We start from the raw sequence: 19515 nt of genomic DNA, 5'->3' as shown, positions 1-19515 counted from the left end.
TCAACAGCATGACCATTACCATCAGAACATTCATCGCCCTTGCCATGATAGCGCTATTCGGCGGTTGCAGTGTACACTATTCCACCACCGGCGCCAGCATCGACAATGAGGCCAAAACGGTGAACGTACGTTTTATTGAGAACAGGGCGCCTATCACCAACCCTACCCTCAGCCAGAAAATCACCCAGAAACTGCGTGATAAAGTCACTTCACAGACCAGGCTGACACAGGTGGGCGATAATGAGCCGCGTGCCGACTATGAGTTCCGTGGCGCTATTACCGGCTACTCCTTCTCCAACGCCGCTGTTACCAACGTAGACCAGGCCGCCACTTCCCGTCTGAATGTGACCATCAATATCACGTTCATCAAACGGGTAGGCGATAAAAAGGGCTTCACCCAGTCCTTTACCCGTTCTGCTGATTTCTCTGCCAACCAGCTCCCTTCCGTTGTGGAAAACGGCCTGCTGAATGACAATATCATCCCCGGCATCGTGGACGATATTTTCAACAGAGCTTTCGCTAACTGGTAATACTATTGGATTATTTTGTTATTTTTTTATTGGGTTATTGGATTTACGGATTTTGAAATGTTTTGATTTTGAAATTTGAGGACCGGAAAGATCACATCATGTCCTATAATGTTGATCGTTCGCTGGATTAAAAATGTGTATATCAAAAAATGCTACCATCCGTAAATCAAATAATGCAATGATCAAATGACCCAATAATAAAATTTACTACATTAGGACTATGATCGCAAACACAATCATCGCACACGTCTTTTTGCAGGCCAGCCTGCACCAGGTAGATGTGGCCGCCATGGACCAGCTGGTAGCGGAATATCCCTATTTTTCTGCCGCCCGGCTCCTGCTGGCCAGAAAGGTATATCACCAGCATGGCGACCTTCATGATCCCGCCATCAGGAAGGCAATGTTGTATAGCGGTCAGCCTCACCATTTTTATCATATCGTTACGCACGAACCCGTGCTGGAAACCGTGGAAGACCGCGTACCGCCGGCTATACCGGCTGATGCCCTCCCCGATGACCTGCCCGAAGTACAGGAAACTCCCGAAGCAACGGTAACAGCCCCTCCGGCTGAAGCCCATGTGGAACCTGCCGCTGCAGCCGCAGAGCAGTTCCCCGAACACCTGACGGAGATACCCGTTACCCGGACGGAAAACGAGCAGACGATCGCTGAAGCAGAGATGGAAACCGACCTACCGGTGACCGGAGAAGCAAAAGTGGAAGAAGAAAAAGAAGAAGTGCAAGAAGAACTTACAAGCGCAGCACCTGCTGCAATACCAGTGATGGAAGAAGAAACGCCCATCCCTGCTGTCATGGAAGCCACTGCTGAAATGCCTCCTGCGACGGTTAACGGTACAGACCATGAAGCAGCTACGCCGGACGCGATACCAGCAGAGATCCCGGACCCGGCTGACATGGTGGCAGCACCGGAAACAAACCATACGCTCCATCAGGAGGCAATAACGGAAGCAACCGATCAGACAAATACAGATATAGCAGACGAACGGCCGATTAAAATATTCCCGTTGGAGATCTCGGCAACAGAAGAGACCACCCTGACGTTCCAGCCGCTGTATACCGATGATTATTTCGCCTATAAACGGTTGAAAGACCCGGAACATGCAGACGAGCTCAGCGCACAAGGCGAAGCGGAAATGAAAAGCTTCACCTCCTGGCTGCGGCAGATCAAAGACAACTTCTCCGGCAGGACCAACAAGGACTGGTATCATCAGCAGCTCCACCGCCTGTACGGGGAAGACGAAGAACCGGAAGTGTCCGAAACCGTCGAAAAAATGGCCATGGACTCCATTACCTTCAATAACGACATTGTATCTGAAACACTGGCAGAAATATGGGTACGTCAACGACAGTACCAACAAGCGATCAGGATATATCAAAAATTAAGTTTGCTTAATCCCGACAAAAACGCTTATTTTGCGCAGAAGATACAAGAACTAAAATCTTTAATAGATAAAAGCAAACATTAATATTTATGTTAATCATTTTTGGTATCCTGATCATATTAGCCTGTGTGTTGTTGGGCTTTTTCGTGCTGATCCAGAACCCTAAAGGAGGCGGGCTGTCCGGTTCTTTTGGTGGTATTGGCAATCAGGTGATCGGGGTGCGTCAGACAACTGACGTTTTGGAAAAAGGTACCTGGATACTGGCAACTATCATTGCTGTACTCTGCCTCACCGCTCCTTTCTTTATCGGTAAATCCGGAAAGGTATCCAACTCCGCACCTACTGCCATTGAAAGAGCTGGTGGTGGTGCACCTGCTCCGGCTCCCGCACCTGCACAACTGCCAGGTACTCAGCCACAACAACCGGCGCCGAACACTCCGGCTCCAGGCTCCAAATAATATTTTTCTGAATAATATTTTATAAAACCTCGCCGTTAAAAGCGAGGTTTTTTTAATCACTACCCGTTACGAATGGCTAAGAAACGAAAACCTACCAACGTTTGGCTTAAACGCAGCCTCGTCATCGCCGGCTGCCTGGCCGCAGGTGTCCTCGTATATTTCTCCTACCGGGTGTTTGGGCCCAATACAAAAGCTTTCGGCGATTCCAAATACTTCTATGTCCGCACCGGCAGCACTTACGATGATGTGCTCGAAGGACTGGAAGACCAGGGCATCATCCGTAACCGCAACAGCTTCAACTGGGTAGCGAAAGAGCTGGGATACCCTTCCCGCGTAAAAGCCGGCCGCTACAAAATAGCCCACGGCATGAGCAACTTCGACATCGCGAAACTGCTCCGCTCCGGTAAACAATCGCCTGTGGTACTGGTGATCAATAAACTGCGTACCAAACAGGACCTGGTCCGGAAAGTAAGCAACAACCTGGAAGCCGATTCCAACGCGCTCCGCGCCCTGCTGTCTGATCAGGTATATCTTCGTCAGTTCAATCTCGACACTAATACCGCCATGTGCGCAGTGGTGCCCAATACATACGAGTTCTACTGGAATACCAACGCCGAAACCGTCTTCAAAAAACTGGAAAAAGAAAGAGAAGAGTTCTGGACCAGCGACCGCCGGGAGAAAGCGAAAGCACTGAATCTCACGCCTGTTCAGGTAACCATCCTGGCCTCTATCGTGGAGGAAGAGAGTAACAAACTGGACGAGAAACCCATCATTTCCAGCGTGTACCTGAACCGCTTCCGCAAAGGCATGCGCCTGCAGGCAGATCCCACAGTTAAATTCGCGCTCCAGGACTTTGGCCTGAAGAGAATACGCGAAGCACATACCCAGTTTGATTCTCCGTATAATACTTACCGTTATGAGGGCTTCCCCCCGGGGCCCATCTGCACGCCATCTGAAAAAACAATAAACGCCGTGCTGAACACACCGGAAACAGATTATTTGTACTTTTGCGCCAGGTCTGACTTTTCAGGCTACCATGCTTTTGCAGCTACATATGCGGAACATTTGATCAACGCCAGAAAATATCAGGCGGAGCTGAACAAACGTGGATTTTAATATTTAGTTATTTGGTTATTTTAGTATTGAGGTTGCATAATTTCATTACAGTAGGCGAATAATAAGATAACTAAATAGCCAAGACAGCCCTAAATAAGAAAATAACTAAATAACTAAATCTTCAAATAGTTTGGTTTTTAAACCCGAAAACATCATCTTCCGTTCACGTCCTTACCGTTGGTTGGTTAACAGGAGTAAAACCCTTATCCTGCCAGGTTTTGAAGGACTACCACTGTATGATGTGCTGAAATATTTCGGCCAGGAAACCAAAGCGAGAGGACTGGGAGACAGGGCCAGAGCTATTTCTTTCAACTTCCTGCTGGCTATTCCGCCCTTCTTTATCTTTCTGTTTACACTTGTTCCCTATGTGCCGGTAAAGAACATTGAGCCTACGCTCTATGATCTTGCCCAGGACCTCACGCCCAACTACAACACCTACATGATCGTACGGGAAATGATCCATGATTTCCTGTACACCCATCGCAATGGCTTGCTGTCAGTGGCTTTCCTGATGGGCTTCTTCTACTCTTCCAATGGCGTGATGGGCATTTTACGCTCCTTCAGTAAAATAGAAGGCGCCGGTTTCCGTAAGCGTAAATGGTGGCAAAACCGCCTGATTGCACTGCAACTGACACTGATACTGGTGGTGTTGTTGCTGGTGACCGTTGCCCTGATCATTATTCAGGGGGCTACCCTCCGCTGGTTGTTCAATCTTACCGGTGTGCAAAATGCGCGGCTGCTCAGCCTCATCGATGTCGCCCGCTGGGTGTTCATCGTATTCCTGTTTTATTCGGTGAATTCAGTGCTGTACCGTATTGGCGCCGCCACCACCAAAAAGTGGAAGTTCATCACCGCCGGTGCTACGGTGAGCACCATTTTTATGATCGTCGTGACCATCGGCTTTTCCTATTTTGTGAACCACTTCGGGAACTATAACAAGATCTATGGTTCTATCGGTACTATCCTGATCCTCATGTTGTGGGTCTTCTTCAACTCGTTCATCCTTCTGGTGGGCTTCGAGCTCAATGCCAGTATCCGCGCGCTCAGTGATGCGCGACAGGAAACGGAGCAGAAAGAGGAAAAGCCGGCCAGTAGCCCGTTACTCCGCTAATATCTTATCTGCCGAAAATTTTTATTTTAACTTTTTTTATTATATCTTTCTAAGAATTTCCTGTCAACTGTCAGGAAAATTACTGTCGCATTGATTATATTTATACTGGACACGAAATTCTCATAATATGATGAAGTCCGCTCTTTACCTTGCCTGTGCCCTCGTTTTTACCGCAGCCATCCCGGCTGTCGAGAATCCGCTTGAACCCGGCGCCGCTCTTCCCAAACCAGATCTGAAATGGATGGATGTTTCCGGAAAGGAAATTTCCCTGAATAGTGCCAAAGGCAGCAACGGCCTGCTGATCATCTTTAGCAGCAATCAGTGTCCGTATATGGTACGCAACCAGGAACGGCTGCACAACATCTGCGCTTTAGCACATAAGAACAATATCGGTGTGGTGATGGTGAATTCCAATGAGGCCAATCGTGCCGACGGGGATTCGTTTTCCGCCATGAAGGCCTATGCCACGCAGCATGCGTTTCAATGTTATTATATCCTGGATAAAAATGCGGAACTGGCAGATGCCTTCGACGCCAACCATACCCCGGAGTGTTATCTGTTCGACAAGAACAACCGTCTGGCTTACAAAGGGGCTATAGATGATAACCCCGGCAATGCAGATGCGGTAAAAGCCCGTCATCTGCAAAATGCCATTACGGAAATGCTGGCCGGCAAATCCGTTACCACCAGCACTTCCAGCACACTGGGCTGTAATATTAAAAGGAACCGCTGATTATTGTCCCACGAGGAACACCGCGTTACTGAACATCAGTTTACCATTTTCCCAGAAACTTCTGAACAGCGGATTATCGGCCAGGATAACCACCGAACCGTTGCCTATTTCTTTTACACCGAAGAGCAATCCGTCTTTCAGGCGATTACGGGTATCTGCTCCCACGAAGCCACTGAGATAATTATCTTTCTTTAAGACGCCCACATTCCAGCCGCTGTTGTCGATGAACTCATACAACCGGCTGTCCTGTTTGAGTGTATAATACACTCCCGGATAACCGAAAGCCAGCGGATGTGTGGTATCCAGCTGTACTTTAAAGATGGCGCCCGGAATGAACTGCCGCACACTTTCCCGCTCCCGGTTAGCATAAGGCTTCAGCGCATCATAAGAAGCATCTTCCAGTTGTTTGTTTTTTTCCGGTGTGCCTTCTTCTTTCTCTTTCTTCAGTTTAATGCCCCATTCGGCCTCGGACACCTGTTCCGCAGCGGTTTCAAGGGCAATTAATTTTCCTCCTTTACTGATCCATTCTTTCAGTCGTTCAGTGGCTGCCTTTTCAGTAAATGTTTTGTACTCGCCGTCTGCCAGGATCAATACATCTATCTGGTCCCACTTCACGTTATTCAGGTTTCGTTCATTCACCACCGTTATCGGGTAATCCAGCTGCTGCTCAAAGAAATGCCATATCTCGCCCACTCCCAGGGACGAAACATCGTCGCCCGTGACCAGCATCACTTTAGGGGCTTTGATATAACGGATCTTATCGGAGCCGAAATCCATCCCTTTTTCTACAAAGCCGGTTGCTACCGCATCGAGTGTGATCTTGTATTTATCCGCCTGAGAAGTAATATAGCTGTCGAATGATACGCCATTGTTATTATTGCCGGTACGGGTAATCACGAGTGTGCCGGCAGGGAATGTTTTACCACCGGAAGTAAAAGGCGCTTCTGTGAAACGTACTTTCATGCCACGTTTAAGCAGTGCTGACAGGAATTTCACATCGCGGACGCTGTTCCATTGTGCCAGGTAGGCATATGGATGTTGCGTTGCCAGGGCTGTATTGGCCGGAGCAGCCGGAGCGTCCGCGGCCGGTGTCAGCGGCTGTTTCACAGCGTAAGAGGTTAATCCGTACACATAAGGCATGGCCCATGCGGTGATATCGTATGTCACCGAATCAGTGAGGCGGGATGTTGGTTCAAACAGCACCCGCAGCATATTGGAGCGGGGCTGGTAAGCGTTGATCACCAGGTCTTCTTTAGTGATAGAGAAAGCCTCTGTTTTACCGGTGAAGTAGTTGAATCCACTGGCGTTGCCGGCGTTGGCGCCGTAGCCGAACGCAATATTATTTCTGCGCAGCAGGTCGGCCAGCCCGTTCAGTTTCTCCGGATTACCACCGGATTTCACTACATAAGATTTATAACCTCCCTGCGGATCTTTTTTAGCGGTTTCAAAGTACTGCACATATTCTTTCAGGATGCGGCCGGCTTGTTGGGAAGCCACTTCGATGGTAGACATGCCGGTGGTAAAGTGGTGCGCGATACGGTCGGTAAGGGTGAGCGTATCTCCGTCCCGCTTCAGTACCGCTACACCGGCGCGGCCACTGCCGCCCTGCTCGTAGGTCATACCGATAGCGCCATTATACATGGGATAGGTATCGCCATAGCTGGGATAGAAAAGATCGAAGCGTTCTTTGGTAAAATAGAGCCATCCTTCCTGATCGAAATATTTTGCATTGTTTTTACCGATCATCACCTGGACTTCGCGCTGCCAGGGGGTGATGGCGTCATGGAAAGGCTCTGCTGCCGGCGCAAAATAGTAGGGCGCTTCGATTTCCTGTTCATGGAAATCGACATGCAGCTGTGGCATCCATTGGTTGTAGCGGGTTACCCGCTGCTGTGATTCACGTTGCGTTTGCCAGGCCCAGTCACGGTTCAGGTCAAAATAGTAGTGGTTGGGCCTTCCGCCGGGCCAGGGTTCATTATGTTCGCGGGAGTAACGGTTCACGTCCGGTTGTACGCCGCGTACTGCGTTATAGAAATTGACATACCGCTCACGCCCGTCAGGGTTGAGGCAGGGGTCTATGACCACCACGGTATTCTGCAGCCATTGTTGCGTTTGTGCGTTGCCGTTATTCACCAGTTCATACAGCGTTTTCATGGCTGCTTCTGTAGAAACAGCCTCGTTGCCATGCACATTGTAGCTAAGCCATACGATCACGGGCTGGTCACCGGCCTGGCCGCCTTTGGCCATAGACATGTCGAGGCTTCTCTGCCGGATCTCGTCCAGCCGGCTGAAATTGGCCGGGGAAGCGATGGTAGCGGTAATCAGCGGACGACCTTCATAAGTGGTGCCATACTGTTCCACCTTCACATTTTTGGCTGTAGCCGCCACTTGTCGGAAGTAATCCAGTACACGGTAATGAGGAGTGAACTGACTACCCAGCGGGTAGCCCAAAAACTGGTCAGGCGTAGGGATCTGGGCCATAGCAGTGGTAAAGCCAAGCAACAGCAGTGCCAGAAGAAGGTGTTGGCGCATAGCAACAAATAGTTTGATACCGTAAGATAGGGATTGTTTTGTTAATTTACACGCAAACAGAAGTATCATGCGTTTCCTGATCATGTTGGGCCTGGCGGTAAGCTGTGGTTATACAGCCAGCGCTCAATCCCCGATTCAACAGCTCCAGCCTTATGATTATAAGATAGAGAAGAATATTACGGTACCGCATGGAGCGGTCGTGTCGGCCCATCCGCTGGCCAGCCGCGTAGGCGCCATGATATTGCAGCAGGGCGGCAATGCCGTAGATGCGGCCATCGCCACCCAGCTGGCACTGGCCGTAGTATATCCCGGCGCCGGCAACCTGGGCGGCGGCGGTTTTATGGTAGCCCGTCTCGCCAATGGCACACAGGTAGCGCTGGACTACCGGGAAACCGCTCCCGCCAAAGCCCGTAGGGATATGTACCTCGACAGTACCGGCAATCCGATCACCACGCTGAGCCTCGACGGTCATCTCGCTGCCGGTATTCCCGGTACCGTGGCAGGCGTGTTTGCCTCTATGAAATACGCCAGACTGCCTTTCGCTAAACTGATAGCTCCGGCCATTTTACTGGCAGAAAAAGGATTTGCCATCACCGCCTCCGAAGCGGCCAACCTCAACGCTTATAAAGCTGATTTCCAGCGACTGAACACCGCCCCTACCGCTTTTGTAAAAGAACAACCCTGGAAAGAAGGCGATACCCTGATACAAAAAGACCTCGCTCATACGCTGACGCTTATACGAAATAAAGGCGCCGCCGGCTTCTATGAAGGAGAAACAGCCGCTAATATTATAGCGGAGATGCAGCGGGGCCACGGCATCATGACGCTCGCCGACCTGAAAAACTATAAAGCACGCGAAAGAAAAGCCCTGTCTTTTAACTATAAAGGCTATACGATCGTGACCATGCCGCTGCCCTCCAGTGGCGGTATCTGCCTGCAACAGATGATGGGCATGATGGAAAAATATCCGGTGGCTGACTGGGGATTTCATTCTCCCAAAGCAGTACAGCTGATGATTGAAGTTGAAAGGAGAGCGTATGCCGACCGTGCACAGTTCCTCGGTGATCCTGATTTCGTGAAAGTACCGGTAGCACAGCTCACCAGTAAAAAATATCTCGCCGCCCGCATGGCTGATTTTGTGCCGGGTAAAGCCGGCAGCAGCGAAACCACCAAAGCCGGCACTTTCCCTGAAAGTGAGGAAACCACCCACCTCAGCATCATCGACGACAAAGGCAATGCTGTTGCTGTGACCACCACCCTCAACGGCCACTACGGCAGCCGCACCGTGGTGGGCAAAGCTGGTTTCCTGCTCAATAATGAAATGGACGACTTCAGCGTAAAACCCGGCGTACCCAACATGTACGGCCTGGTAGGCACCGAAGCCAATGCCATCGCTCCCGGTAAACGCATGCTCAGCTCTATGACGCCGACCATTGTATTACAGGGGCCACAACCGCTTTACGCCCTCGGTACTCCCGGAGGTTCCACCATTATCACTTCCGTTTTCCAGACGCTGATCAATACCCTCGAATTTGGCCTTTCTCCGGCAGATGCCATCAACAAACCCAAATTCCACCATCAGTGGCTGCCCGATGAAATAGCGGTGGAAAAAGATTTTCCCGAAGACGTGATCACTGCCCTGCAACAGATGGGCTACAAAGTAGTGAAACGTAATCCCATCGGCCGTTCTGAAATTATTAAACGGACACCCGGCACACATGCGCTCGACGCCGCAGGCGACAAACGCGGCGACGACAGTGCGGCAGGATTTTGATATTTAGTCATCTGATCATTTAATCAAATGACCATTGATTTAAATAGTCAGCTTTCGCTAACAAAACCCAATAATAAATACCCAAATAAAAAAATAACCAAATGAAATTATATCTCGACAGTGCCTTACAACGGTTCCGCTCCTACTATGATATGGGCACCAAAACCATTGAACGGCTGGATACCCACCAGCTGCACTGGCAGCCCCAGGGAGAACCCAACAGTATCGCGATGATCGTAAAACACCTGCGCGGCAATATGTTGTCCCGCTGGACCAACTTCCTCACCACCGACGGAGAGAAGCCTGACCGTCACCGTGACGAGGAATTTGAAGAAGACCAGGCATCCAAAGAAGCCATCCTGCAACGCTGGCATGAAGGGTGGGCCTGCCTGTTGAATGCTGTCGGCAGCATCACACCGGATGATCTCGAAAAAACCATCTACATCCGCGCAGAAGCCCATTCCGTACTCGATGCCATTAATCGGCAAATGACCCATGTACCCTACCATGTAGGACAAATGGTATATATCGGTAAAATGATCCTTGGCGAAAACTGGCAAAGCCTTTCTATTCCTAAAGGCCAGTCAGATGCCTTCAACAGGGAAAAATTCGGGAACAAATAATTTATGAAACTACGTACTCTCATTACCGTTATCCTGCCCGCAGTAGCGTTGTTCGCCTGCAACAGTGGCAGGACAGACGAACTGCTGAAGCACAAAAAATGGCGTGTATACGATGTAAAAGTGCCGCAGGGTGATCCTTATAACAACACCCAGCTCATTCAGGCCAAAGACCTGAAAGACGGCTACTACACCGATGTATACTACCAGTTTCTGGACAACAATGTATTTGTGGCCACCATCGCAGGCAAACCGGATTCGGGCAAATACTTCCTGCTCAGCAACGGCAAGGTGATCTCCGTCACCGCCTCCAACGGCTCCCGTTCGGCGGAAAATCTGGTCACCGTGGAAAAACTGGATGAATCCCACTTTGATATGAAAGTGAAATCCGGTGACTACCACTTTATTCTGCGTACCCGAAAAGAATAGCTACCTATGCTTCTACACACCGATATCACCCCGGGAAGGACCGTTACAGTTGACAATCGCAGCTGCCTGTTCTTCTCGGGCTTTTCCTATCTCGGTTTACATCAGCAACCTGCTTTTAAAACAGCCTTCACAGAAGGCATCCACCGTTATGGAACACTTTTCCCCTCTTCCAGAGCAGGCAACGTCCGACTGTCGCTTTTTGAAGAAATGGAACATGCCCTCTGCGCCCATCTGGACCAGCAAGCCGCTGTAGTGCTTTCCTCCGGCTATATGGCCGCGCAGGCAGCTATCCATTACGCCGCTACCCGCGGCCAGCTCTGTTATGCGCCGGGCGCCCATCCGGCATTATGGCTGGGCAATCCGCAACTACCGGCCGGTAACAGGGCACAATGGGAGCAGGATACTGTCGCCCTGGTGAACAGTCAGCCTGACCATCATTATGTAATCGTCTCCGATGCGCTGAATCCTATCACCGGAGAGGTATACACTTTCGACTGGCTCCGTCTGCTGCAACGCAAAGTGCTGGTGCTCATAGATGATTCTCATGGCATCGGTATCCTGGGCCCCCGGGGCCAGGGCAGCATTCATTTTCTGCCTCCCACCGATCAGGTGCGCTACCTCATTACCGCCTCGCTGGCCAAGGCCTATAGCGTAGAAGGTGGCGTAGTGGCCGGTCATGCAGCAGATATCGTTGCCCTCAAAAAGAACGGCTTCTTTACCGGCAGCACCCCCATGATGCCTGCCGGCGCCCATGCCTGGTTGCAGTCAGTCGACCTCGTCCGGCAACAGAGAATGCTGCTGCAACAGAATGTGGCTTACTTCCTGCACCTGGCCGCCAATTCCTCTATCCACAACCCACATGGACTGCCCGTGTTCATCCTCCCACAGCCGACAGAAAAACAACCATTGTTAAACTATCTGGCCGAACGAGATGTTATCATTTCCAGTTTCCCTTACCCGTTTCCCCACAGCCTACCGGTAAATAGGGCCATCATATCAGCACTGCATACCCAGCAGGATATCCTGACCCTTTACCAGTTCCTGAAAGAATATGGTTATTAACAACACAAAAAATTTTGGACAAATGTTACGCCTTCTGAAAACCCTCGGTCCCTTGCTGCTGGCGCTGCTGGTACAGCTCTCCGCCAATGCGCAGGGTAAATCCCTGTTATGGAAAGTAACCGGTAAAGGCCTCAGCGCCCCCTCTTACCTCTTTGGTACCATGCACCTGGTCTGTAAAAACGACCTGTCTTTTGCTCCTGCCGTCACCGATGCCTTGCAGGGCGCCCGAACCATGTGTATGGAGATAGACCTGATGTCTGACAACAAAGACAAAATGAAAGCCCTGATATTCAATCAGGACGACAACTACTCCCTGCGAAAATTGTTCGATTCCTCACAATACGCCATGGTAGACCGCTTCTTCCAGGATTCCCTGCATTTCAGCCTTGCCCCGCTCGATAAGGCAAAGCCGTTTATGCTGACCACCCTGCTGATGATGAAACAGGTACCCTGCGAAAATCAGGACATCGCCGCACCAGACAGGGAACTGGCCAACCTGGCCACCAATAAAAAGATACCCATCGCCACACTCGAAACAGTAGAATCACAGATGGCGTTGTTTGACAGCATCCCCGATAAAACAGAAGCAGAAATGATTGTGCGGCTGGTGAAGGATATTAAAAACAATGACAAAGAAGCCCGCATCATGCAGGACACCTGGAAACAACAAGACCTTGATAAACTGTACAAACTGATTGTACAATCCCCCGACCTGAAAGGTTATCAGGACCTGATGCTCTTCCGCCGTAATGCCGCATGGATACCACAACTCGAACAACTCATGTCGAAAGGCCCCGTGTTTGTTGCCGTAGGCGCCGCCCACCTGGCGGGCGACAAAGGGCTTATTATCCTGTTAAGGAAAGAAGGTTACAAAGTAGAAGCCGTCAATTGATTATTTAGCCATTTTGTTATTTGTTTATTTTGATAATTCAGGAGGCTGTAGAGCCCAGAGATACATAAATGACTAAATAACAAAATAACAAAATGGCTAAATAACCCCTATTTTTGCCGGATAAACTTTGCTGCCTGAAAAAAGTTCGGAAAATACTAACTATCATTTTACTGTGTTTGTTAGGCCTGATCATTCTGGTGGGAGTATTAATCAATATACCCGCAGTCCAGAACCTGCTGGTGAGGGAGGTGACATCGCGTTTGTCCGATCAGCTCCACACACGGGTCGAAATAAACCGCGTCACGTTACGGCTGTTCAACAGTATGCAGCTGGAAGGAGCACTCATCGAAGATCAGCATAAAGACACTCTCCTGTACGCGGGCAAATTGCAGGTGCGTATCACTGACTGGTTCTTTTTTCAGGACAAACCCGTTATCAAATTCGTTGGACTGGAAGATGCGCAGGTCAATCTGCTAAGGCCCCGCAACGATTCTGTCTGGAATTATCACTTTCTGGAAGAAGCCTTCTCCGGCCCTCCTCCTTCCAAACCACAGGCCCCGTCCAAAGGCATCTCCCTTGACCTGAAAAAAATAGACCTCCGCAATATCCGTATCAATCAGATTGATGCCTGGGTTGGTGAAGACATGCGCGGCTATGCCAAACGCATTTTCCTCGATGCCAAAAACCTCGACCTGCAAAAACATAATATCGACATACAGGAACTGTTTCTCGATAACCCCTATTTTATTATCAGCAGCTACTCCTCTTCCCCACTGCGGCACAAACGCCCGCACCTCACCGGCAACCCTGTCCCCGACAGTACGGCGCCAGGTGAGCTTCGCTGGAACTATGGCAACTGGAAGCTGTTACTGAAAGAACTGCATATCCGTAATGGCATGTTGGGCGTGGATATGCCGGACGACAGCACCAAAATAGAAGAGGGTTACTTCGCTCCTAACCATATCCGCTTTGGAGCGATCAACCTGTCACTCACCAATACCAGCCTGGTGAAAGACAGTATCATCGGCGACCTTACCCTCAGCACCAAAGAACGGTCCGGCTTTGAAGTGAAAAAGCTCACCAGCCGCTTCAAAATGTCCCCCGTGGAGATGGAGTTCTCCCGACTGGACCTGGAAACGAACCGAAGCCATATCGGTGACTACTATACGATGCAGTACTCCGATATCAGCGACATGAACGACTATGTGAACAACGTGTTCATGCAGGCCCGTTTCAAGGACTGCAGGCTGTCATCAGACGATATCGCTTTTTTTGCGCCACCACTGTCTACCTGGAAAAAAGAAATTACGCTGACCGGCAAGGCCCGTGGCCCGGTGAGCAACCTGAAAGCCTCCGACATAGAACTGGAAGCCGGCGCCACCACCCGCCTGAAAGGCAGCATCGAACTGCGTGGCCTGCCGGATATCTATGAAACTTTCATCGATTTTCATACAGAAGAACTGGTCACCACCGGCGCAGATGTAATGCAGATCATGCCGATCGTAAAAGACGTGAAGGCCATCCGCATGGATAAACTCACGTCTATCCGCTTTCAGGGAAGTTATACCGGCTTTATCAATGACTTCGTGGCCTATGGCCAGTTCCAGACCAACCTGGGCAAGCTCAGCTCCGACCTTAACTTCAAGACCAGCCGTGATGTGCCTGTTTACTCCGGAAGCCTTACCACTACCGGATTTGACGTAGGTACCCTTTTCGATAACAACAACCTGTCTACCCTCACGCTCAATGCCAAAGTAGACGGGGCCGGCTTCAACTTCAAAACGCTCAAAGCCAGTGTGGATGCTGATGTACAGGAAATGAGCCTATTCGGCTATACGTACCGCAACATCAAAACCAACGGTACCATGAGCCGCAAGTTCTTCAATGGCTCGCTGGCTTCCAGAGATCCCAATCTGGATATGGATTTCACCGGTACCATTGACTTCAACGAGGCGCTGCCCGTCTTTAACTTCCACTCAGACCTTCGCAAAGCAGACCTCAAAGCGCTGCATATCGTGGAGGACTCTGTTACGCTGCAAGCTACGATGGACCTCAATTTCGCCGGTAATACCATCGACAACTTCGATGGTACCGCCCGTATGCATGAGGTGTCTTTGTACAAAGACGGTAAACGGCTGGAGTTCGACTCTCTCCGTGTAGCCACCCATATGCAGGACAATCAGAAAGTGTTAAGCCTGAATGGCAGTGAGGTAAGCGGCTATGTAAAAGGGTCGTACAAACTCATGGAACTGCCGGATGCTTTCCAGCTGCTGTTATACAAATACTATCCCAGCTATTTCCTGGCCCCGCAGAACGCGGACATTCAGGAGAATTTCACCTTCGCCTTCCAGTTCGGAGAAGTGGAAAAACTGCTAAAAGGCTTTACCAATAAATTTACCGGCTTCGATAACACCTCCGTTCAGGGAGGCCTCAACACCATGAACGGCGGTAACCTGTCGCTCAACATCAATATCCCCGAAGCCGGGTATCTCGGATACCGGGTGCAGGACCTGCAGGTAAAGGGAGACGGTACTTTCAACAAAGTCAATATCAGTACCAGCATTGGTAAAGTATTGTCCGGCACCAACACCATCCTGCAAAACCCGTTGATACTGGCCAGTTCCGGTAACGACACCTCTTATCTGAAAGTAGATTTGCAGGCGCAGGACACCTCTTCACTGGATGGTTTCTATGCCCGCATCGTCACCGTCCGACAAGGTGTTAAAGTCAATTTCCTCAACAGTGCCTTTACCGTCAACGAGCGGCAATGGAACGTTACCCCCGGCAATGAAATATACTGGAGCAAGGACTTCCTCACCGTACACAATCTGCGCGTCACCCGCAATGATCAAAGCATCACGGTAGAGACCAACGAATTCAACCCGGACGAATCCCGGTTCATCGTTACGCTTAAAAACCTGAACCTCCCTGACGTGATCCCTTCCCAGCTGATCACCACCCGCATTGAGGGCATCACCGATGGCACCATTCACATCACTGACCCTACGCAGGACCTCGATGTGACAGCAGCGCTGCGTACACGGGAGCTGCGTATAGACAATGATTCTATCGGTACGCTTAATATCGATGGTAGCTACCTGCATCGCACCGGTACCGCTACCTTCCTCGTTAAATCTGACAACGAAGGCAAGAACTTCCTGGCACAGGGCAAGGTCGGACTTTCCGCTACCAATAAGGATATCGACGCCTCTGTGGATTTCAACGCCATGTCCATCAATTTGCTCAGCAAATACCTGACAGGATATGTTTCCGACCTCACCGGCGCCGTTACCGGAAAAGTAAATATCTCCGGTACCACCGACCTGCCTTCCATGCGGGGCAGCCTGCAGCTGGACACCGTAGCCGTGACCGTCGATTATCTGGGCACACGTTATAAAATCCCCCGGCTCAATGTCAATATTGACGATAACCTGATTGAATTCGGCAACTTCGCCGTTATTGATAAATACGGCAGCAAAGGCACTGCGAGCGGCTATATCAGTCACGATCATTTCAACAAACTGAATTTCGACTTTGACGTAACCGGCCGCAATTTCCTGTTCCTCAGCACCACTTCCGCCGACAGCGACCTGTTTTACGGAGACGTGCTGGCAGACGGAAAAGTCTATTTCTCAGGCCCCATCAACGATATGCAGATGCATATTCTGGCCCGGCCATTGAAAGGTACCCACTTCTATCTCCCCATGTCTGACAGTAAAGACATCGGTAAATATGATTATATCATCTTCAAAACCTACGGTACAGAAGTCAAGGAGAACAAACGGAAAAAAGATAATACCAAGCTGACCGTAAAGCTGGACATTGCCGCCAACCCCGATGCACAGATCGATGTGATCCTGGATGCCACCACCGGCGATATTATCTCCGCCAACGGTAGCGGTAACCTTCAGATCATTGCCAATACCGAAGGGGATTTCAGTATGTTCGGCAACTACGAGATCAACAACGGGTCTTATAATTTTACGTTCCAGCGCCTGACCAGCTGGAAGTTTGATATCGAAAAGAACAGTACTATTACCTGGAATGGCGATCCGCAGGAAGCTAAGGTGAACATCACCGCCAAATACTCATTGCCCAAAGTCAGTCTGTATAACCTGCTGGGACAAGCCGCCACCGTGAGCTCCAATGACAAACTGGCTACCCGCACAGAACGCGTGGACGTACTGATCAACCTGCGCGGCGCCCTGATGAAACCGGACATCTCCTATACCATTGAGCTGCCGGACGTAGGAAGCCTTTCTTATGAAAGCGGTGTGGCTGCCAAACTGAAAGAGATCAACAACGACCAGAACAAAGCATTGCTGCAGATGTACGGCCTGTTGCTGTTCAACCAGTTCCTGCCTGACGATGCCACCACCAATGCTGCCGCCAACGTAGGCATTACCGGCAAAAACAGCGTAGGCCAGGCCTTATCCGCCCAGGCATCCGCCATCCTCAACAATATCACCGGCGCCCTGCTTAAAGGCAGCGGTATCGGTGTCAATGTCAACTATCGTGCTTATAACGTAGGTGGTCCGGGCGGCCCTGCGGACAACAACTCCGTAGACCGTAACCAGGTAAGCGCCGGTATCACCAGTACCTTGTTCAATAACCGCTTCCGGTTATACGCCGGTGGCGATTATGACTGGGGCAAATCTTCCACCTCCGCCAATGCCAACCGTTTTGCCGGCGATTTCCGTATCGAATATCTGTTGACACCCGACGGGCGTTTCCGCATCAATGCGTTCAGTAAATCGGATTACGACGTATATAACCTCAACAACCGTACGAAATCAGGCGTGGGCATCTCCTATATCCGTGAGTTCAACCGCCTGGGAGAACTGTTCCACAGTCAGCGCCGTGGCCGTACTCCGCTCATGGATTCGCTTCGTAAGGCCGCTGCCCTGAAGCCTAAAGAGGATTCTACCGAAAAAAAATAATGCGCCGTTGAATATGCGTTTGAATTTGGAATGGCAACGGTTCACGCATTCCGAGGTTCCCAGGTTCCCAGGGCTGAAGCCCCGGGCTATGTTTGTTGTTCAAATCCTTTAAATGGTTAGGCTATAAATTTATTGGGGCACTGCCTTTTTAGGAACATTTAGTGAGGGTATGCGGCCCCTAACAAGGCTGCAGCTACGAAGAACGAGCAGAAGCAGTGAAGGTTGTTTGACTGGGGATTTGTTTGCCCGGATAAACACCTTGTTCATGGTAAAAAGCACGCTTTATTGTGAGGACCTGAAACACAACGTAGCCCAGGGCTTCAGCCCTGGGAAAAAAAATCCCGGAGCAGAGCGCTCCGGGATGAATGATATCTATATAATATTATATCAGTATGATCAGCCTTTCAGGATTTCGTGGCCCAGTTTATCCCTTTTGGTCCGCAGGTAATTTTCATTGTACGGGTTGGGATGTATTTCGATGGGCACGTTTTCCACTACTTCAAGGCCGTAGCCGCTGAGGCCAGCGCGTTTGCGCGGGTTGTTGGTGATGAGGCGCAGCTGGGTGATGTTGAGGTGCCGCAGGATCTGGGCGCCAACGCCGTAGTCGCGTTCATCCATTTTAAAGCCGAGTTCCAGGTTGGCTTCCACGGTGTCGAGGCCTTCTTCCTGTAGTTTATAGGCTTTGAGTTTGTTCATGAGACCGATACCCCGGCCTTCCTGGTTCATATAGAGGATAAGGCCTTTTCCTTCTTTTTCCACCATCTGCATGGCAGCGTGCAGCTGTTCGCCACAGTCGCAGCGCAGGGAGTGGAGGATATCGCCGGTGACGCAGGACGAGTGTACGCGTACCAGGACCGGTTCGTCTTTTGCCCAGTCGCCTTTTTTCAGTGCCATATGGATCTCGCCGGAATTGACCTGTTTGAAAGCGATAAGTTCGAAATTGCCGTATTTGGTAGGCATTTGAACCCTTACCCCTTCTTCAATCAGGGTTTCGGTGCTGAGCATATAGGAAATGAGGTCCTGAATGGAGATCAGTTTCAGGTCAAACTTATCGGCTATCTCCCGCAGTTGTGGCAGTCGGGCCATGGAGCCGTCTTCGTTCATGATCTCTACCAGTACGCCGGCGGGCTCAAAGCCTGCCAGTCGGGCCAGGTCTATCGTTGCTTCCGTATGGCCGGCACGACGTAAGACGCCGCCGGTTTTGGCTTTCAGTGGGAAGATGTGCCCGGGCTTGCCGAGTTCTTCCGGTCTGATGTTGGGGTCGATCAGCGCTTGTACTGTTTTGGCTCTATCGTGTGCGGAGATACCGGTAGTGCAGCCATGGCCGCGTAAATCTACCGATACAGTGAAGGGTGTCTGATGCAGGGCGGTATTGTCTCTCACCATCAGTTCCAGTCCCAGTTCTTCGCAGCGTTCTTCTGCCAGGGGAGCGCAGATCAGGCCACGGCCGTGTGTGCTCATAAAGTTGATGATCTCCGGCGTAACGTTACGCGCTGCGGTAATAAAGTCACCCTCATTCTCGCGGTCTTCATCATCTACTACGATTACCAGTTTGCCGTTCTTGATATCTTCTATTGCTGCTGCTATTGTATCTAACATATATTATCCCTCCGGGTCAATGTTGAATGACCGCAAAGTTACGACTTAAACACGGGAAATAGGCAAGGAAACATTCTGTTTGAAATCGGAGCAATTTCCTCTCGATTTGATAATTATACAGTTAGATTTTAACAAATAAGAAATTTGGCGAATAACTTAAGCGTGCAACAATCTGGAACACAATAAAGTTCAGTCTGGATAACGCTTTTATGCATTAGCAAATAGCCCGATTTGAGGATTCATAATTTTTTTTGAAATTCCTGAACAAACATCCGGCAAATGTGAGTTAACCTGTTAAGATATCAAAAAAATTTATCGAG

Annotated in this window: 14 protein-coding genes; 12 read left to right on the top strand and 2 right to left on the bottom strand. The window is 50.1% G+C overall.

Features of this window, described 5'->3' with window-relative positions; translation table 11 throughout:
• The first annotated feature begins 8 nt into the window (after nt 1-8).
• From lptE to ICL55_RS20520, 6 genes are all read left to right on the top strand, one after another.
• Entirely contained in the window at nt 9-530 is a 522-nt protein-coding gene (gene lptE, locus ICL55_RS20545; protein WP_188100815.1) for an LPS assembly lipoprotein LptE, read from the top strand.
• Nucleotides 531-750: 220 nt separating this feature from the next.
• The gene (locus ICL55_RS20540) at nt 751-2013 is read left to right on the top strand and encodes a hypothetical protein (protein ID WP_188100813.1); all 1263 of its coding nucleotides are present in this window, start codon (nt 751-753) and stop codon (nt 2011-2013) included.
• 5 nt (nt 2014-2018) lie between these two features.
• A complete protein-coding gene (gene secG, locus ICL55_RS20535; protein ID WP_188100811.1) occupies nt 2019-2387 on the top strand; it encodes a preprotein translocase subunit SecG in 369 nt (122 codons plus the stop codon).
• A gap of 72 nt (nt 2388-2459) precedes the next feature.
• A complete protein-coding gene (gene mltG / locus ICL55_RS20530) occupies nt 2460-3503 on the top strand; it encodes an endolytic transglycosylase MltG (protein WP_188100809.1) in 1044 nt (347 codons plus the stop codon).
• A 130-nt stretch (nt 3504-3633) separates the two neighbouring features.
• A complete protein-coding gene (locus ICL55_RS20525; RefSeq protein ID WP_188100807.1) occupies nt 3634-4614 on the top strand; it encodes a YihY/virulence factor BrkB family protein in 981 nt (326 codons plus the stop codon).
• 127 nt (nt 4615-4741) lie between these two features.
• Nucleotides 4742-5347 (top strand): redoxin family protein, encoded by a 606-nt coding sequence (locus tag ICL55_RS20520; protein WP_246496467.1) that lies wholly within the window; start codon nt 4742-4744, stop codon nt 5345-5347.
• Here the strand turns inward: ICL55_RS20520 and ICL55_RS20515 are convergent, their stop codons facing one another.
• Entirely contained in the window at nt 5348-7879 is a 2532-nt protein-coding gene (locus ICL55_RS20515; RefSeq protein WP_188100805.1) for a M14 metallopeptidase family protein, read from the bottom strand.
• Nucleotides 7880-7946: 67 nt separating this feature from the next.
• On the opposite strand from ICL55_RS20515, the gene ggt reads away from it, so the two are divergent.
• The 6 genes from ggt to ICL55_RS20485 all read left to right on the top strand — a co-directional run bounded on the left by ggt (nt 7947) and on the right by ICL55_RS20485 (nt 17596).
• Entirely contained in the window at nt 7947-9653 is a 1707-nt protein-coding gene (ggt, locus tag ICL55_RS20510; RefSeq protein WP_188100803.1) for a gamma-glutamyltransferase, read from the top strand.
• A gap of 101 nt (nt 9654-9754) precedes the next feature.
• Nucleotides 9755-10276, top strand: coding sequence for a DUF1572 family protein (locus ICL55_RS20505; RefSeq protein ID WP_188100801.1), 522 nt, complete (start codon nt 9755-9757; stop codon nt 10274-10276).
• Nucleotides 10277-10279: 3 nt separating this feature from the next.
• Nucleotides 10280-10702, top strand: coding sequence for a hypothetical protein (locus ICL55_RS20500; protein WP_188100799.1), 423 nt, complete (start codon nt 10280-10282; stop codon nt 10700-10702).
• Between the two features lie 6 nt (nt 10703-10708).
• A complete protein-coding gene (locus ICL55_RS20495; protein WP_188100796.1) occupies nt 10709-11764 on the top strand; it encodes an aminotransferase class I/II-fold pyridoxal phosphate-dependent enzyme in 1056 nt (351 codons plus the stop codon).
• A gap of 22 nt (nt 11765-11786) precedes the next feature.
• Nucleotides 11787-12656, top strand: coding sequence for a TraB/GumN family protein (locus ICL55_RS20490; RefSeq protein WP_188100794.1), 870 nt, complete (start codon nt 11787-11789; stop codon nt 12654-12656).
• Nucleotides 12657-12832: 176 nt separating this feature from the next.
• Nucleotides 12833-17596: a translocation/assembly module TamB domain-containing protein gene (locus ICL55_RS20485; protein ID WP_188100792.1), complete on the top strand. Its 4764-nt coding sequence runs from the start codon at nt 12833-12835 to the stop codon at nt 17594-17596.
• Between the two features lie 396 nt (nt 17597-17992).
• On the opposite strand, the gene ICL55_RS20480 is transcribed toward ICL55_RS20485, so the two are convergent.
• Nucleotides 17993-19195 (bottom strand): bifunctional 3,4-dihydroxy-2-butanone-4-phosphate synthase/GTP cyclohydrolase II, encoded by a 1203-nt coding sequence (locus ICL55_RS20480; RefSeq protein WP_188100790.1) that lies wholly within the window; start codon nt 19193-19195, stop codon nt 17993-17995.
• Nucleotides 19196-19515 lie beyond the last annotated feature (320 nt).

It is taken from the genome of Chitinophaga varians, from assembly GCF_014529945.1.
In the GTDB taxonomy this organism is placed as follows: Bacteria; Bacteroidota; Bacteroidia; order Chitinophagales; family Chitinophagaceae; genus Chitinophaga; species Chitinophaga varians.
The sequence above is the reverse complement of the archived record's forward strand: the minus strand, read 5'-3'. Positions and strand labels throughout refer to the sequence as shown.

Coding starts and splice junctions, on each gene's coding strand:
- lptE (WP_188100815.1), top strand. CDS start 9: ATGACCATTACCATCAGAACATTCATCGCCCTTGCCATGATAGCGCTA.
- ICL55_RS20540 (WP_188100813.1), top strand. CDS start 751: ATGATCGCAAACACAATCATCGCACACGTCTTTTTGCAGGCCAGCCTG.
- secG (WP_188100811.1), top strand. CDS start 2,019: ATGTTAATCATTTTTGGTATCCTGATCATATTAGCCTGTGTGTTGTTG.
- mltG (WP_188100809.1), top strand. CDS start 2,460: ATGGCTAAGAAACGAAAACCTACCAACGTTTGGCTTAAACGCAGCCTC.
- ICL55_RS20520 (WP_246496467.1), top strand. CDS start 4,742: ATGATGAAGTCCGCTCTTTACCTTGCCTGTGCCCTCGTTTTTACCGCA.
- ICL55_RS20515 (WP_188100805.1), bottom strand. CDS start 7,879: ATGCGCCAACACCTTCTTCTGGCACTGCTGTTGCTTGGCTTTACCACT.
- ggt (WP_188100803.1), top strand. CDS start 7,947: ATGCGTTTCCTGATCATGTTGGGCCTGGCGGTAAGCTGTGGTTATACA.
- ICL55_RS20505 (WP_188100801.1), top strand. CDS start 9,755: ATGAAATTATATCTCGACAGTGCCTTACAACGGTTCCGCTCCTACTAT.
- ICL55_RS20500 (WP_188100799.1), top strand. CDS start 10,280: ATGAAACTACGTACTCTCATTACCGTTATCCTGCCCGCAGTAGCGTTG.
- ICL55_RS20495 (WP_188100796.1), top strand. CDS start 10,709: ATGCTTCTACACACCGATATCACCCCGGGAAGGACCGTTACAGTTGAC.
- ICL55_RS20490 (WP_188100794.1), top strand. CDS start 11,787: ATGTTACGCCTTCTGAAAACCCTCGGTCCCTTGCTGCTGGCGCTGCTG.
- ICL55_RS20480 (WP_188100790.1), bottom strand. CDS start 19,195: ATGTTAGATACAATAGCAGCAGCAATAGAAGATATCAAGAACGGCAAA.